This window comes from Paraburkholderia ginsengisoli NBRC 100965 (genome assembly GCF_000739735.1).
Lineage (GTDB): Bacteria > Pseudomonadota > Gammaproteobacteria > Burkholderiales > Burkholderiaceae > Paraburkholderia > Paraburkholderia ginsengisoli.
In genome coordinates, this window is record NZ_BBJF01000025.1 from 1 (window position 1) to 16,864 (window position 16,864).

The 16,864-nt window shown below is 58.8% G+C and carries 13 protein-coding genes and 2 pseudogenes; 9 read left to right on the forward strand and 6 right to left on the reverse strand.

The genetic code is table 11. The features are described from left to right. From BGI01S_RS31440 to BGI01S_RS27035, 6 genes and pseudogenes are all read left to right on the forward strand, one after another. Window positions 1-1,400: pseudogene (locus BGI01S_RS31440) on the forward strand (hemagglutinin); the annotation flags it as partial. Between the two features lie 195 nt (window positions 1,401-1,595). Next, window positions 1,596-2,465 (forward strand): annotated as a pseudogene (locus tag BGI01S_RS31445) (YadA family autotransporter adhesin); the annotation flags it as partial. 114 nt (window positions 2,466-2,579) lie between these two features. Then, window positions 2,580-3,740, forward strand: a complete 1,161-nt coding sequence (locus tag BGI01S_RS27020; protein WP_042329436.1) for a DUF2827 domain-containing protein — start codon at window positions 2,580-2,582, stop codon at window positions 3,738-3,740. Continuing rightward, a complete protein-coding gene (locus tag BGI01S_RS27025) occupies window positions 3,737-4,891 on the forward strand; it encodes a DUF2827 domain-containing protein (RefSeq protein WP_042329437.1) in 1,155 nt (384 codons plus the stop codon). The genes BGI01S_RS27020 and BGI01S_RS27025 overlap by 4 nt, the downstream gene beginning before the upstream one ends. Before the next feature lie 61 nt (window positions 4,892-4,952). Continuing rightward, the gene (locus BGI01S_RS27030) at window positions 4,953-5,528 is read left to right on the forward strand and encodes a hypothetical protein (protein WP_255219788.1); all 576 of its coding nucleotides are present in this window, start codon (window positions 4,953-4,955) and stop codon (window positions 5,526-5,528) included. A gap of 137 nt (window positions 5,529-5,665) precedes the next feature. After that, a complete protein-coding gene (locus BGI01S_RS27035) occupies window positions 5,666-6,793 on the forward strand; it encodes a DUF2827 domain-containing protein (RefSeq protein WP_042329512.1) in 1,128 nt (375 codons plus the stop codon). Between the two features lie 47 nt (window positions 6,794-6,840). On the opposite strand, the gene BGI01S_RS27040 is transcribed toward BGI01S_RS27035, so the two are convergent. Both BGI01S_RS27040 and BGI01S_RS29860 read right to left on the reverse strand, forming a co-directional pair. Then, window positions 6,841-7,200, reverse strand: coding sequence for a hypothetical protein (locus tag BGI01S_RS27040; protein WP_042329438.1), 360 nt, complete (start codon window positions 7,198-7,200; stop codon window positions 6,841-6,843). Between the two features lie 92 nt (window positions 7,201-7,292). Continuing rightward, window positions 7,293-7,538, reverse strand: coding sequence for a hypothetical protein (locus BGI01S_RS29860; RefSeq protein ID WP_084585514.1), 246 nt, complete (start codon window positions 7,536-7,538; stop codon window positions 7,293-7,295). 626 nt (window positions 7,539-8,164) lie between these two features. Here BGI01S_RS29860 and BGI01S_RS27045 point away from each other — a divergent pair. After that, window positions 8,165-8,404 carry a hypothetical protein gene (locus tag BGI01S_RS27045; RefSeq protein ID WP_042329439.1) on the forward strand — a complete coding sequence of 80 codons (240 nt, stop codon included), beginning with the start codon at window positions 8,165-8,167 and terminating at the stop codon, window positions 8,402-8,404. A gap of 639 nt (window positions 8,405-9,043) precedes the next feature. After that, entirely contained in the window at window positions 9,044-9,724 is a 681-nt protein-coding gene (locus BGI01S_RS27050; RefSeq protein ID WP_042329440.1) for an OmpA family protein, read from the forward strand. A 58-nt stretch (window positions 9,725-9,782) separates the two neighbouring features. Here BGI01S_RS27050 and BGI01S_RS27055 read toward each other — a convergent pair whose 3' ends face one another. Both BGI01S_RS27055 and BGI01S_RS29865 read right to left on the reverse strand, forming a co-directional pair. Next, a complete protein-coding gene (locus BGI01S_RS27055) occupies window positions 9,783-11,111 on the reverse strand; it encodes a DUF3443 family protein (protein ID WP_232624453.1) in 1,329 nt (442 codons plus the stop codon). Then, the gene (locus BGI01S_RS29865) at window positions 11,108-11,581 is read right to left on the reverse strand and encodes a DUF2844 domain-containing protein (RefSeq protein WP_232624454.1); all 474 of its coding nucleotides are present in this window, start codon (window positions 11,579-11,581) and stop codon (window positions 11,108-11,110) included. The genes BGI01S_RS27055 and BGI01S_RS29865 overlap by 4 nt, the downstream gene beginning before the upstream one ends. 968 nt (window positions 11,582-12,549) lie before the next feature. Between BGI01S_RS29865 and BGI01S_RS27060 the strand changes: the two genes are divergently transcribed. Further along, window positions 12,550-14,451 (forward strand): serine aminopeptidase domain-containing protein, encoded by a 1,902-nt coding sequence (locus tag BGI01S_RS27060; protein ID WP_232624455.1) that lies wholly within the window; start codon window positions 12,550-12,552, stop codon window positions 14,449-14,451. Between the two features lie 173 nt (window positions 14,452-14,624). Here the strand turns inward: BGI01S_RS27060 and galU are convergent, their stop codons facing one another. After that, a complete protein-coding gene (gene galU, locus BGI01S_RS27065; protein WP_042329442.1) occupies window positions 14,625-15,500 on the reverse strand; it encodes a UTP--glucose-1-phosphate uridylyltransferase GalU in 876 nt (291 codons plus the stop codon). Window positions 15,501-15,803: 303 nt separating this feature from the next. Beyond that, on the reverse strand, window positions 15,804-16,727 hold the full coding sequence (locus BGI01S_RS27070; protein ID WP_042329444.1) for a LysR family transcriptional regulator: 924 nt from the start codon (window positions 16,725-16,727) through the stop codon (window positions 15,804-15,806). Between the last annotated feature and the right edge of the window lie 137 nt (window positions 16,728-16,864).

The window sequence follows — 16,864 nt, forward strand, 5'->3', positions numbered from 1 at the left end:
CCGGCCTGAGCACGACGAACAGCACGGTGGATAGCCTGTCGACGTCGACCTCGACGACGGCCAGCTCGCTGTCCACAGGCGTGAGTTCGCTTTCGACCGGCTTGAGCACGACCAACAGCACGGTGGGCAGCCTGTCGACGTCGACCTCGACGACGGCCAGCTCGTTGTCCACCGGCGTGAGCTCGCTGTCGACCGGCCTGAGCACGACCAACAGCACGGTGGATAGTCTCTCGACGTCGACCTCGACGACGGCCAGTTCGTTGTCCACGGGTCTTAGCTCGCTGTCGACCGGTCTGTCCAACGCGGTCCAGTACGACAACCCGGCCCACACGAGCGTGACGCTCGGCGGCGCGGGTGCCACGACGCCCGTCACGCTCACCAACGTGGCCGCCGGCGCGAATCCGACCGACGCGGTGAACTTCGGTCAACTGACGTCGCTGTCGACTTCGACTTCGACCGGTCTCAGCTCGTTGTCGACGGGCGTCAGCTCCCTGTCGACGGGTCTGAGCACGACCAGCAGCGCGGTGGATAGCCTGTCGACGTCAACGTCGACGACGGCCAGCTCGTTGTCCACGGGCGTGAGCTCGCTGTCGACCGGTTTGAGCACGACCAACAGCACGCTGGGTAGCCTGTCGACATCGGCTTCGACGACGGCCAGCTCGTTGTCCACGGGTGTGAACTCGTTGTCGACGGGTGTCAGCTCGCTGTCCACGGGCCTGAGCACGACGAACAGCGCGGTGGATAGCCTCTCCACCTCGGCCTCGACCAGCCTCGGATCGTTGTCGACCTCGACGTCGACCGGCCTGAGCTCGTTGTCGACCGGCCTGAGCACGACCAACAGCACCGTGGGTAGCCTCTCGACGACGGTCTCGACGACGGCCAGTTCGTTGTCCACGGGCGTTAGCTCGTTGTCGACCGGTCTGAGCACGACCAACAGCACGGTGGGCAGCCTGTCCACGTCGACCTCGACGGGCCTCAGCTCGTTGTCGACCTCGACCGCGACCGGCCTTAGTTCGCTGTCGACGGGTCTGGCCAATGCGGTCCAGTACGACAATCCGGCCCACACGAGCGTGACGCTCGGCGGCGCGGGTGCGACGACGCCGGTGACGCTGACGAACGTGGCCGACGGTGCGAATCCGACCGACGCGGTGAACTTCGGCCAGTTGACGTCGCTGTCGACGTCGGCGGCGACCGGCATCACGTCGCTGTCGACCGGCCTGAGCACGACCAACAGCACGGTGGGCGTCCTGTCGACGTCGACTTCGACGGGCCTCAGTTCGCTGTCGACCGGGTTGAATACGACCAACAGCAACGTCACGTCGCTGTCGACCAGCCTCAACACGACCAACAGCAATGTCGCGTCGCTGTCGACCGGCCTGATCACGACGAACAGCAACGTCGCCTCGCTGTCGACGACCCTGATCACGACCACCAGCAACGTGACGGCGCTGTCGACGGGTATCGCCAACGGCACGATCGGTCTGGTGCAACAGGTCGGCGGCGCGCCGGGCAACGGCACGATCACGGTCGGCGCCAGCACCGGCGGAACGACCGTCGATTTCACCGGCACCTCGGGCGCCCGTCAGCTCACTGGCGTCGCAGCCGGTAGCGCGCCGACCGATGCGGTGAACGTGAGCCAACTGCAATCGGTTGCGTCGGTGGCGAGCAACGCCGTGCAGTACGACAACGCGGCGCACACGAGCGTCACGCTCGGCGGTGTCGGCGCAGCCACGGCGGTCGCGCTGACTAACGTCGCCGCGGGTGCGGTGACCGCCACCAGCACGGACGCCGTGAATGGCAGCCAGCTTTTCGATCTCGCTTCGCAGTTGAGCCAGTACAAGCAGATCACGCAAGCGGCCTTTACCAATATTTCGACCAGCTCCAGGTACGTGGCGGTGAATTCGACCGGTAATGCGGCAAGCGCCTCGGGCACTGAAGCTGTTGCGATCGGCGGCAATTCGCAGGCAAGCGGCAATTACGCGGTCGCGACGGGTCCGAGCTCGCAGGCAACCGCGTCGAACGCGACGGCGATCGGCGCCAACGCGGTCGCGTCGGCGGCGAACTCGGTGGCATTGGGAGCCGGTTCGATTGCCAGCGAGCCCAACACGGTGTCGGTCGGTTCGCAGGGTAATGAGAGAACCATTACCAACGTCGCGCCGGGCGTGAATCCGACGGATGCAGCCAACGTTGCGCAATTGCAAGGGCTTCAGCAGAATATCAACACCGTGGCGCGTAACGCGTACTCGGGCGTGGCAATGGCAGGCGCGTTGGCCGGCTTGCCGCAGGTGGAGCAGGGCAAGACGTTCCAGTTGAGCGCCGGACTCGGCAACTATGGTGGATACTCGGCCTTGGCAATTGGCGGTAGTGCCCGGATCACCCAGAACACGATCGTTAAAATGGGCGTCAGCGCTACGAGCGGTGGCAATCACGTCCTGTTTAACGCCGGCATGGGCTACTCCTGGTAACACGTTTTGGACCCGGACATCTGGAATGTCTGACCGGCCGCTTCTTTGAGGCGGCGAACGGACGGACCCTCGCGACGAGCGGGGGTCCGTCTTATTGCTTGGTAGAAACAGGATATGCGTATCGGAATTTCAGTCGTCACTCACACGGGGCAGAACATCTGGCAGAACGGCCTGGGACAGAACGTCATTTTTCTCGCCGAGTTGTTCCAGCGTTTGCCGTTCGTGCGATCCGTCGTGTTGATCGATGTCGGCGATCAGCTCGCCATGCCGCCGCAGGTCGACCTGGGTTCGAGGGATCTGCGCATCATGCCGATGCGTGAAGCGACCGACGAAGTCGACGTGATCGTCGAAATGGGTGGCGCGCTCGACGTCCAATGGCTCGACCTGATGCGCGCTCGCGGCAAGAAGGTAGTCTTTCACTGCTGTGGTCAGCCGTTCGTCGGCCTCGCGGAGCCGGCTGTCTTCAACAAGCCGACTCATGCGGCGCGGCCCGACCGTTGTGACGAAATCTGGCTGTTGCCGAAAGACGCGGCCTTCGCGCCGATGATGCGCACCCTGCATCGCTGCGACGTGTATGAAGCGCCGTTTATCTGGCATCCGCATTTCGTTGAAACGCGCGTGCGGGAAGTCGCGGAGCAGACGGGGCTGCGCTACGGTTACCGAGGCAGGAACGTCGACGCGGACGGCGCGAGCGCCAGTCTGCGAGTCGCGATTTTCGAGCCGAATATTTCGGTGGTGAAGACGTCGAGCATCCCCATGTTGATTTGCGACGAAGCGTACCGCGCGGATCGCACTGGCGTCGCGATGATGCATGTGCTCAATACCTTGCATCTGAAAGATCATCCGACAATGCTGTATTTTGCCAACTCGCTCGATCTGGTGCGAGAGCACAAGGCGATCTTTCACGGGCGCCACGACGTCGTCGGTTTCATGGTGCAGCATGCCGATGCAGTGGTCGCACATCAGTGGCAAAACGACCAGAACTACAGCTATATGGATGCGCTGTATGGCGACTATCCGCTGATCCACAATTCCCCGTGGCTGAAGGAGGCGGGCTATTACTATGCGGGCTTCGAGGCACTGCAAGGCGCGGCGCAACTGCAACGCGCGGCGCTCGAACACGACGATGGTCTTGACGACTACCGTGCCCGTTCGCGGCGAGTCTTCGATGCAGTCGATCCATTCAGCCAGCACAATCTCGACGCTTACGCTGCCAGGTTGCTGCATCTGTGCCGCAACGCCAACTTTGCAGGCCACGCCGCGAGCCGTACATGAACATTGAACGAAGCCAGTCGTCCCTCCACCGCAAACTCCGCGTCGGCGTCTCGATCTTTGTTCGCAAGGGCGAGCAGTCCGTCTGGGAGAACGGCATCTACCAGAACTGCATCTTTCTCGTGATGCTGCTCATGCGCTCACCGCTCGTCGAGGCGACGTTCCTCGTGGCGGGCGGTGGTGACGGCGAGCCCGCGGACGCGAAGAACTTTCTCGCCGACTCGCCCGTGCCGCTCATCGATATGAAAGAAGCCGCGTCGACGCTCGATGTCATGATCGAGATGAGCGCCCAGCTTGCGCGTGAGTGGGTGGTGGCGTTTCGCGAGCGCGGCGGCAAGATCGTTTCGATGCGGGTCGGCAATGACTATGTGATCGACATCGAGCGGATGGTGTTCGACAAGTCGTCCGGGTTGCTGCTGACTGGGGCACCCTATCATGAGGTCTGGACATTGCCGGAGTATGAGACGACCTGTGTGCCTTATTTCAGGAGCACGTTCCGTTGTCCGGTGCGGGTGATGCCGCATCTGTGGAGTCCGCTCGTGCTGGAGCGCGAAGCCGCACGGCTGCCGGAAGGCGTCAGTTTCGGCTACCGGCCTGGGCGCCGGCGCTGGCGCGCGGGCATTTTCGAGCCGAATATCTGCATGGTGAAGACCGGCTTCATTCCGCTTCTGGCGTGCGAAGCCGCCCACCGCGCCGACCCCGATATGCTCGAACACGTCTGGGCTTACAACACGTTCCATATGAAGGAGCATGTTGGCTTCAGCGGTTTTGCGCACAGCCTGGATATCGTCAAACACGGGCTGACCTCGTTCGAAGGGCGCTTTCCGTTTTGCCGGGTCGTGGCCGCGGACGTCGATGTCGTGGTGAGCCATCATTGGGAAAATGCGCAGAACTATGTGTATTACGAGGCGCTGTATGGCGGCTATCCGCTGGTCCACAACTCACATCTGATCGGCAATTGCGGGTATCGGTATCACGAGTTCGATTGCGAGGAAGGCGGGCGCGCGTTGCAGCAGGCTTACCGCGACCACGATGCCAACTTCGACGCGTACCGGCAGAACGCGCATGCGTTCCTCGCGCAACTTGATCCCGAGAGCGACGCCAATGTGCAGATTTATAGCGACGCGATTGCGGCGCTGTACGAGAATGCGTGAGCATGTGCCGCTTTTCCGACGCGACGTTGCACCTATATCGCCACCAGGGTCGAGTTTCACTATGAATCCGTTTCGCACCATAACTCGCGCGACCGGTAGGCTCGCACTGACCGGCTCGCTGCTGCTGACCTCGGTCGCTTTTGGCCAAGGGGTGCTTGCTCCGCCAGAAGGCGCGGGCCCGCGCAATTCATTGGTCTATGCGGCCAATGCGGTCGGGGTCAGGCAATGCATGCCCGCGCTAACTGCGCTGTCCGCACTCGGCGTGCAGGGGACCACTAATAACGATGTGCTGTTCGACTGGGATCGGACCCGGGCCGGTGCGAGTACGGTGTTCTCGCTGATCGGACTGGAACTTCCGGGCGCCAACGCGGCGATGTCGATAACCGGCGTGCCCGAGGCCGATGGTTCGTGCTCGGTGTCGGCGGAACGTATTTCGGTTGCGCCGGTCAGTTGTCCGGCGCTCGCGCGCAAAGAACTGGTCGGCTATCAGGCAACGAAACTGCTCCCCCATATGATGGTCTACACCGACGCGAAGGACCTGGGCTCGTCGGTGTCGCTGATCGATCAACAGGCGAGTTGTCTCGTGATTCGCCGCTATGTGAAGTTCTCGGCGGGGGCGGCGGCGCCGATCAGGTAATCGCCCGCCGATAGATAGGCGTGAAGGATTCCAAAGGGCGGCTGGACGCTTAACGAAACGCAGAGTGTCCCGCTGGCAGTCTACATGCAGTGGTCATTGAAAAACGCGGCTGGCAATGCAGCCGCAATCGTCACGTCATGAACAAATTGCGCATCGGCATTACGATCGGCCTGCATCACGAGGCCGAAACGCTATGGAACAACGGCATCAAGCAGAATGCAGCCTTTCTCGCCGAGGCGTTGCGGCATTGTCCGCAAGTAGCCGGCGTAGTGCTGGTCAACACGACGCAAGTGCCGATTACACCGGCTTTGCCCTGGGACCAGCTGCGTTATCCCACGTTGTCTTTCGATGCCGCGAAAGATTCCATCGACCTGTTGATCGAACTCGGCGGCCAGATCGATGGGACGCAGACGGCTTATCTGAAGCAGCGAGGCGTGCGGCTGGTGTCGTATTGCTGTGGTTTCGAGTATGTGCACGCGATGGAGTCGGTGCTGTTCCGCAAGCCGATGTGGGGGGCGAACCTGTTCGTCAATCAACACTACGACGATATCTGGATCATTCCACAGGTCGACAATATTAGCCGCTCGTACTTTGAAGTCTTGCGCCGGCAGACGGGGCGGGTCGTGCCATTCGTATGGAGCCCGATGTTTCTCGACGAGCGCGTCAAGAACATGCCTCATGCCGGCGAATACCGGTCGCATGAAGGTGCAAAGCGGCTGAGCGTGATGGAGCCGAACATCAACATCGTGAAGTTCTGCCTGTATCCGGCGCTCATAGCTGAACTCGCTTATCGGCGGCGGCCTGACAGCATCGCCGTTTTACAGGTGACGAACGCGGAGCCAATTGCGCGGGACAGTCTCGAGTTCATTTCATTGATGAACCAGCTCGATATCGTGCGTGACCATAAAGCGGTCTTTCTCGGACGCCACGAAACGCCCATCTTTCTGGCGGAAAACACGGATATCGTCGTTTCGCATCAACTGGAAAATCCGCTTAACTACTTCTACCTCGAAGTGTGCTGGCAGGGCTATGCGCTGGTGCACAATGCGCATCTTTGCGCGGACCTGGGTTACTACTACCACGGCAATGACGTGGAGGAGGGCGCGCGCCGCTTGAGCGAAGCGATCGACATGCATGACGCGCACGCAGCGTGGTATCGCGAGCGGCAGCGTACAGAGATTGCGCGTTTTTTGCCCGAGGACCGGCAACTGGTCGCGACGTATGGTGCGCTGCTTGAAGACTTGATGGCGAGGCCGATCCGCTAGCGGTTGCGGTTCGTTGCCGGTTCATTGCTTCTTGCGCGGTGTCTGCGCTATGAGGTTTTCAGGCGCTCGTTTGCCCGAATCAACTCGCGAACCGGCGTGATAGACAATTGCTTATCGTGGAGCGTCAAGACCTCCGCAAGTATGCGATAGGATTTGCCATCGAAACGCCAGTTCTCCGTTTCGATGCCGGCTCTACGACAGTCGAGCAGTACTCTTTCGGCCTCGCCGAACAATCCTTCTCTCGCCGTTCCATAGCCGGCCTCGCACAGAAGGCTTGCGATACAGGCCGCCTGGCACATGCCATTGAAATGATGCTCTCCACCCGCGCCCGAGCGAAGTGTTTCCAGCGAAAGGTGGTTCTCTAGCGAAATGCGTTGCGCTATGGCTGTGCTCATCGGCAGCAGCATCTGTTTTGATCGGAGACGATTCATGTGAATATGTGCTGGGCGATCGAATTTCTCTGTGCATGCCACGCCGCTGCTGCGACGCGACGGATAGATCACCGCAGCCTGTGCGGCATACGTTCCAGATCCTCCCAATCAACCTCCAGCGATCGCATGTGACTAGCTGGAGAAAATGGCCATCTGGTTGCCACGGCTCGACACTTGGAAGCGTTCGTGTGGTTCGCGGCTTTGTTCATGTGCGCGTTGATAGCGGCCGACTCCTCCTCGGCTGCATCTTTTGAAGGAGTTGCGATGAAATCATTCAGTTCGACGATGTGGACACACCACAATGTTTCGCTCATTTCTATTTCCTTCGCAGACCGGTAAATCTTCTGATGTTCAGACGCGTGCGGTTCGTGAAAGTGCACAGCAGATTGAATCCCGCGCGCGTCTCGTGAAATACGGAGCAAAAGCATCAGGACACCTGGCCGGCTGCTGCGTATCATTGCAAGACCAACGGTGTTTTGGATGAGTCAGTTGTTCGTCCTCGACAGGTCTGTTGAGGAGCCGGAGCACTCAGTGGTTTGGAGACGCGGGCCGCAGCGAGCGGTCAGGGACGGTCGAAGCCTTCCTGCCTTTCCGGAGAGAAGGGGAAAGGTCGTTCGAACGACCGTCTCCTCGGTGTCAATCCTAGCGATGATCGACTGCCAAGACTGTCAACAAAGGTCAGAAGCGGAAGCGACTGCACCGTTCCGGAGAAGCTAAGCCCGCTTCGCAGTCGCGTGAACGCAGGTCGGTACTTTTTATCGACCGACGGCTTCACTGCACGAGATAACTATTTGACGCTACTGCATTCGGCGAAACGGGCGTCTTTGTTGAATTTGGTTAAATCGCGGTCAACCATTGTTAACGGCGCTGGCAGCCGGCAATGATTTGTTTCATGCTGCACGCTTTATAAGGCTTCTATTATTCGATCGAGAATATCGACATGGAAAACGAGGACAACTGCCCGTTTGGGCCATCCCATCCGATGTGGGCAGAAGTTTACGCTTTGAGATTGACTGTGGCTGCCATCCGCAGGGCTCGCGGGAAGCCGAATCTCAACACACTGTCGCCCGGAACCCCGGAGTACGAAGAAGTTGCTCAGGATTTTGCTCGCGACGTGCTTCGCGCGATCGGCGACGATTCGTACGGTGACGACTTTTTCGGCGTCGGCGCGGCGGGCTGAGATAGTTAGAACTGCAAGGCGCAGGAAAGAGTACGGGCCCTTGATGTTTTCGGCCCCTGCATCGTCTTCCGGAATTTCCGGCCGACGCAGATGTCTGGACAGCCGGCAGTTAATTAGAGGAATAGCGATGTCCCGCCAATCCTATACGCCGTATCGCGGTTATGTCATCGAAATTCGCACTAGCCGAACCATCACGCTGTCGTTACACGGAGTCGGGCCCCGATATAAGGTTTCGTGGACTGTCTGTTGCGGGAGTCGCGCTGACGCAAGTGTCGGACGCTTTTCCGAGCGCCTGGTGTTTGTATCCGAGGCCGAAGCGATTGAGTACGCGGAGAATCGCGCCCATACTTTCATCGATGGCGTATTGTCACAAGCTTCCGAAAACTTTGCGGGCGATGCAGTCTCGGGCTGCGGTGCAAAGTCAGCGGGCTAGGCGGTTACGCTTGGGTTCTGTCAACGCAATCTTGCTTTCACGAAGAGACAAGGGGAACCGGTAACCGTGGTTCCCCTATCTAACCGAAAATGCCGCAAATGCCTGCGAGAAGAGTAACCCGGCGAGTTACGTCCTGTAGAAAGAACACCTCCGCGAACTTCCCGAACGATATAACCATAGCAACACGAACCGCACCAAGGATAGCGATGACAAAACTAACTGCCCCAAGCCTGCTGCTTGCCGTTTCACTGATTGCAGGATGTTCGAGTGCGTCCGGGCCGATGTTCAACGCTTATTCGATTGATTCGAACGATGGCGTCAGGACGTATCGGGTTGAATGCCAAGGTATCTTCGGAGGTGCCAATACGTGCAGAAAGGAGGCCGAACGTATTTGTGGCGATAAGCAGATCCAACCGGTCGAGAAAATCGATCAGTTGGGTTCCAGCGACAACCGCATTTTCACTTTCAGATGCGAGGCGCCGGCCAGTTCGGATGCGGAGAAGCCGGCTGCCGCCGCGGTTCCGGTAGCTGCGCCAGTCGTCCCGGAAAGATTCGATCTCAGCGGCGACACTAACTTCGACACCGGCCGCGCGACATTGACTGCTGCGGCAACCGAGAGGCTGGACGCATTGCTGGCTGCCAGCAAGGACACAGTGTTCAAAAAGGTGACGGTGGAAGGTTATACGGATTCGACAGGCTCTTCCCGGGGCAACCTGGAATTGTCGAAGCGCCGCGCGGACAGCGTCGAGCAGTACCTGAAGAGTCACGGTCTACGTTCCACGGACTACGTCACCCGAGGCGAAGGCTCGGCCAATCCCATTGCGTCAAACAATACCGCAGGCGGCCGCGCGCAGAACCGCCGCGTGGAAATCCATCTGACCCAATAGAGGATGACAGGCGGACTGGCACCCTAACTCTCCGTACGGGGTTGGGGTGCCGCGACTATCAATTGGACACGTACGCGACGTACGGTCCTGTGCCGCCGCCACTTGAAGACGTCCCCGCGATCCCGACGTACACATGTCGTCCGTAGAAAAACGGGATTCCAAAGTCGAATGTGCCGGCCATGTAGTGGGCAAGATTGTTGAACGCGTAGTTGTCAGAAGTCAGCAGTGCCAGCGCATTAGCGACAGTAAAATTAATAGACGTTGTGGCGTTGTTTTGTCCCGTGATGGTCACCGCGCGCGATAAGGTGCTACCGGGGACATAGAAACGAAGGCTATTCAAATCAATGCTCGCATCCTGAAAGAACAGATCGGTCGAGCCTGAATCGAAGAACGCGCTCCCGGCAAAAGTGGCGCCGTTGTAAGCTGCGTTGAAATTCCCGTACTGATCGGTCGTCAATACCGTTGCACCGGTTCCGGCAAGCATGTTGTTGCTTTGCGTATCGATCCCAAACACCAGAGTGCCGGATGCCGACGCGCTTCCGTTCGCGGCCACCTGCGGCATCTCCAACACGATGCCGTTATTGTCCACCGCAAAGAAGTGAACTGGATTCGCAACTTGCTGATTCAATGCCTGAGTAACCGCGGTGCACGCAGAACTGTCGCACGCATAGTAGAAGCCACTCTGGTCACCGCTTGTACATGAGACGCCGCAATCGCGTGGATTCACTCCAACGCCAAGTATTCCATTGGCGCCCAGGCTCAACGGCGTGGAGAGCGCGGCGCTTTGCTGACAGTCAGTGGGCGCGGACTGTGTAAGCGATGGGTCGGAAATCACCTGGATCGGCACATCCTGCGCAATCTCACCGGACATACCGATGTCCGCATTGCGCACGGTACCCCAGGTATAACCACTGCCGAACTGCGTGCATTCCGCGATTCTGCTGCCGGTTGAGGGTCCGGTCTGCGTCGGCAGCGTGGAAAGTGTGGCGGCCGGCACCGCGGAAGCAAAAAGCCGCAAGCCAAAAGATCCTGTATCGATCAGCACGTTGTCGATAGTCGAGCAGTTCGACGTGGCGTTCGTTTTCGGCGTGCAGATCGTCACGTTCACCATGGGGAAATTGCGTACGGCGAATGGCGTGGACGAGACGAGAACCGGTACCGTATTAAGTGCGGCATTCGCCGTCGGTATCGCGGAAGGTTCCGGTGTGCTCGCCGATGTGACGCCTGTCGTGCCGGCGGGAGCGTTTGCCGGAGCATGGGTGGTTGTGTCGCCAGTTGTCGACGCGGAAGATCCGCCGCCTCCACTACCGCCGCACGCGCTGAGGCTGATTCCGAGCATCGCAACGATTGCCCACGCGAATCTTCGCATTGTGTCTGTTTTTTTCATTGCAAGTCTTCCGCGCTCGTCCCCTGTGGGAGCGATTGAGGCAAATACGCGCGACCCGTGAAGGCACCCATATGCCCCCCGGTGTGAATAACGAGTTCGTTCTGTTGAACAGTAGCGGGACCGTAGCCACCGCCTTGCGTTGCGTGGATGGCCGCAAGTCCTTGCAGATACGCGGGGAAATAGCTGCCTAGCAGCGTATTTAGAGGAGGCATCCGGGGACCATGCCACACGACGGCGAATACGGTGCCTGTCTGCGATACGTATTCGCGGACCACCGTGCCATACGCTAGCGTGTTTTCGTTGACGCTATATTCAACTGACCTTGCGCTCGCGCGCTGGACCAGTCTTGTTCCCTGATTGGTCGGTTCGACCGGCCATGTCGGCGTGCCGCCGAGCGAGGCATGCGCCAGTGTCGTCCCCATAAGTGCCGGTGCCACTACTGCGGCCCACAATATGCTGCTGATTTTCACTCATCCCCCGGCGTGCGAAACTCCACAGACGGTCAGGAAGTTCGTCGAGCCTCTCAGCACCGCTGCGTCTGCGCCATTGTCAGTTCGAAGGTGGCATTTCGATTGATCGAACAGAACCGAAAATGAGCCTTATCTTGATGCGTTCTCCTGGTGGCGAGGGTGTCCTCGACGGAGGAGCGTTGTCAGCGAGGAGAGGGAGAAGGACGCCGCAAGACAGAGCCGGGTCGAATACAGGAAGCGAGAAAGCGGACTGGCAATCCGATTCTCGTAGAGAACGGTTTCATCCTGGCGCGTTCCACCGCCGCAAAGTTGCATAAATTGAGTGATTGCGGAGAGCGGCGGAAAAGATTTTCTGTTTCGATAAATGCCGGAAATCCAGAAAAAACGCCACTGTTTGCAGTGCGGTAACGAAGTGTACTTTTATTCTCCATCGTCGATGAAAATCCGTATCTGCCGATAAATTCGTTATATTGAAAAATGCATTCCGGATACGATTTATAGACGGTTGTGTGCGCCAGATTACTAAATTGACAATAATCTAACGATCTCGGTGATGATGCTCGCGCCGGTTGGTATTATTCAGTCGCACACGGCGAAGCCACGCACCATGAGCGGCTCGTCGTAGAGAAAGTTTGGGATGCGTGTCGCGACTTCTCTTTCGGAGACGGCAATGGGACGGAAGCGCTGAGTTAGAAAAACTTTTCGCTTGGCGAATGTTTCCATTGCCAAAAAACCGGCATTAGCAATAACTACCTATTTCCTCGTTTCCTCGTTTCCTCATTTACAAGGGAAGCACGGGTTGATAAAGCTCGGTCGATCGACGCCCCAAAAAAATACTTCAGGAATTCGCGATATGTGCGGGGATCGACAAGAGACGGCGCAGGCAAAGCGGCCCTTAGCCTCCGACAAATCCACGCATCCAGAATAGGACACGCCTCTGCCAGTTTTAATCGAGGTGTGCGCTGTCAATGCAAAAACACAATCAGTCGTGTGAGGGATACCAGGTGAAGCCGATACAGTTCGATGGTTGCGTGGGATGGCTGTATGAAGGCCATACCGGGTACGGTGTCGTTCTTTGTGAGCCGCTTGGGCATGAAGCCCTATGGACCCACAAGTTGTCGCGTGCATTGGCGGAACGTCTGGTGCGCGAAGGCATATCGGTTTTGCGGTTCAACTATCCATGCGCGGGAGACTCAGCCGGCGACGATAGTGATAACGATCGATTTTCGCGGACGCTGGCGAGCATTCGAAGTGCAATCGACGTACTGCGCACGCATGCGAATACGTCCGACGTGACTTTGCTAGGCGTGCGCGCGGGCGCAATGTTTGCGATGCTGGCTGCCGCGGGGAAGGGCGCCGATGCGGTACCGCACGTCGATGCATTGGTAGCGCTTGCGCCCGTAGTGCGAGGACGCGCCTACCTTCGGGAATTGTCGCTGGTCCAGAAGGGATGGCTCGATACCGCTCCTCCGGTTGTCCAACGGTCGGTTGGTGAGGAACCCTACATGAATGTGTTGGGCCATTGCTACCCGCCTGATCTGGTGGACCAAATAAAAGCAGCCAATTTGTGCGATGTCGCAAACAACGCGAGTTCGTTGGCGAGATCTGTGCTGCTCGTCGACACCGACTACGGCGAGAGCCCGCCGCTCCAGGCGGCTCTGCTCGCTCGCGGCATCGAAGTCGCGACCGCCAGGCTTCCGGAATGGTCGAGACTGATGTTGGACAGCCTCCATTCGCGGTTGCCGCTCGATGCAATCGACTCAACGACGCGTTGGATCATCGCGCGTTCCCAGGGGCCTGTGCTGAACGCACGACCGGGTCCGGACGCAGTCGCGGAGTGTGCCGCTCAGGATGCGTCAATCAACGCTGCCGCTGAAGGCGCGGAGGAGCAACTGGTTTTGATCGGTCCCGACCGACTGGTGGGGACGCTGTGCAGTCCCGCCGAAACGGGTTCCGTGCGGCCTGGCGCGCCGGCCGTGTTGATCGCCAATACGGCCGCCAATCCACGCATGGCAGATGGCCGCTTCGCCGTCTGTCTCGCGAGAGAGATGGCGCGCCATGGCGTCGTCACGCTACGGGTCGACGTGAGCGGTGTCGGCGACAGTGGCGAGCAGGGGCCGGACGACCAGTCGAGCGTTCCGTATTCGGATCAGACGGTCACGGACATCGTCGCGGCGGCAAACTGGCTAACCGCTAGAGGGCATCAGGAGGTCGTCGCTTTCGGCATATGCTCCGGGGCCTATGCGTCGCTGCATGCGGCTACGAGGGCGACCTCGCTGGGCGGGGTCATCGCGATAAATCTGCCACGTTTCGTCTGGCCCGCTGGAATGACGTTAGCGGAGGCGACAAAGCAGCGGCTCAATTCTTCTCGCGGTTATCTGGTCTCGGCACGCAACTGGCAAAAATGGACGCGGTTGCTACGCGAGCGGCGCGATCTGCGTCCTATCGTGAGGACCCTGGCGAGAGGCCTCTTTGCGCGATTCCGCCTGCCGACGATACAGATCGCGGAACGGCTCGGCTGGCGACCCGGCGTCGCTACTGAACGCGGTGTCATGCACGAACTGAATCGGCGCGGCGTGGGGACGTTGCTGGTCTATGGCGAATTCGATCCTGGCATCAATGAGTTGCACCGCCACTTTGGACTGGCGCATCAGGCATTCAAGGAATGGCGACATGTTCGCGTCGAAACGGTCGCGCAACTCGACCATGCACTGTTCGGAATGTCCGGAAGAACTGCTGTGATGGATCTTTGCGTTCAGACCTTGATTAACTGGTCTGAGCGCAAGGCTGAAGCCGCACGCCTTTCTTGCGATAAGGATGCTGGGCCAAGACGAAAGATGGCATCGGCCCAGAACGGGGCGTGCAATTGAGAGGATGCCTCCGCAGATGACGAGAGGTAAAAAAAGCGCGCTGGTTAAGCGCGCTATCTAAAACTACATGACCATTACGATGAGGCGTGGGAGGACGCCCCATCGATGACCACGGTACCAGTATCTGGACAAGTGTGTTGTCAAACACTGTTAATCAGGCCTCGCAGATTCGGTCAGACGCGTTCAATGACATCATCCAGGTACTCACTAAAATCCTTGGCCACTTCCGGATGGCGCAACGCGAATTCTACCGTTGCCTTCAGATAGCCGAGCTTGCTGCCGCAATCGAAACGCGTGCCGCGGTATTTGTACGCGAGCACCTGTTCGTCGGCGAGCAGTGACTGGATGGCGTCCGTCAACTGCAATTCGCCGCCCGCGCCCGGCCTGAGCGAGCGAAGGTGGTCGAAGATGCGAGGCTTGAGCACGTAGCGGCCCACCACACCGAGGTTCGACGGCGCCACGTCCGGCTTCGGCTTCTCTACGATGCCCGACATCTTGACGATCGAGTCTTCCCATTGCTTACCGTCGACGATGCCGTACGACCCGGTTTCCTGCGGCGGGATCTCTTCGACGCCGATCACCGAGCTGTGATAGTGGTCGAACACCTCGATCATCTGCGCCATCACCGGCGGCGTGCCGTACAACAGGTCGTCCGCGAGAATCACGGCGAACGGGTTATTACCCACCATCTTTTCCGCGCACAGCACCGCGTGACCGAGGCCCAGCGCTTCCGCCTGACGCACGTAGAAGCAGTCGACATGGCTCGGCTTGATGCTGCGCACGAGTTCCAGCAACTTGTCTTTGCCGCGCGCTTCCAGCTCGGCTTCGATCTCATAGGACTTGTCGAAATGATCTTCAATAGCACGCTTGCTACGGCCCGTGACGAAGATCATTTCGGTGATGCCGGCCGCCATCGCCTCTTCGACCGCATATTGGATTAGCGGCTTGTCGACGATCGGCAGCATTTCTTTCGGGCTCGCCTTCGTTGCGGGAAGGAACCGCGTGCCAAGACCTGCTACTGGAAAAACTGCTTTTGTAATTTTTAGCATACGAAGTGAAATGACATGGATGCTCTCTCAGGCCAACATTGCCTGAAATCGTAACGCTCCGGGCACGAGACTCGACCACGTGGCCGCGGCGACTTGCACCGTACGGATGCGCCGTTGCAAAAAAGGGAAACGCACCAGCGAAATAAGCGCTTGAAAGCAGGACATGTACGCCCTGAATCAGATGTGATAACTCTAGCTGGGGGCGATGAAGTCGCGAGTCATTCTAGCGACGATGAGGTCGCGCAAGTGTTAAAGAACGTCAGCGCTAACTCGAATAGAGCTTGGACAGCGGGTATCGCGAACTCATCGTCCAGAATCGCTACGGGGTGCGTAGCTTATTCTTTCTTCTTCGTATAGCCGATAGATGAGTTCGAGCATTTCCCGAATGTCCGGCGACTCGTCCAGTGCACGCATGCTCATGATGATGGGCGAGACGAGGGTAGGGTCGTCGAGTTCCTTGTAGCTCACATCGTCCCGCTTCAGACCATACACACTACTCGGAACGACAGAGATTCCTTCTCCTGCTGCTACGAGGCCCAGTGCTATCTGCAATTCCCGTACTTCATATATCCGGCGAGGCTTGAGACCCCGGTCTTCGAATGCGGATAGCACCTGATCCGCGTAACTGGGCCGTGGCGCCTTCGGGAAGATGATCAGCGTCTCGTTGACCAGGTCGCTGAGACCGAGGACGGGTTTGATCAGGGAAAGCGGATGGCCCTCCGGTAACGCAACGATCATCTTCTCCTCGCGAAGAATGACCCGGCGGATGTTGACGTCCTCGTGCCGGATACGGCCGAACCCTACATCGATCTGACCATCCTTCAGCGCCCTGATCTGGTCCATCGTCGACATCTCGTGGAGGCTGAGTTCGACGGTCGTATTCTCGTCGCGGAAGCGCCGAATGATTTTTGGCAGCATTCCATACAGCGTCGAGCCGACGAAACCGACCGAGAGGCTGCGCTCGATATTGCCCACGCGTCGTGTCATCGATTCAAGTTCGGAAGTCTGAGCCAGCAACTGGACGGCATGAGAGTAAAAGAACTTGCCCGTCTCTGTCAGCTTCAAGGGACGCGAGTCGCGCTGGAAGAGTTGCACCTGCAGGATCTCTTCGAGTTGCTGTATCTGCCGACTCAAAGGCGGCTGGGCCATGTTCAGTCGCTGTGCCGCCCGCGTGAAATTGCGTTCCTCGGCTACCGCGACGAAATAGCGAAGATGGCGCAATTCCATTTCCATACCTCCCGGATATAACCCGATACTAAATCAGTGTTGGACGGCGCGTTCCGGCGTCCATTATTCTGCATTCACACCCTGTTTCGACACCAGATTATACCTCCCAGGCATATTTAGAGGGGTGCTAAACCAAG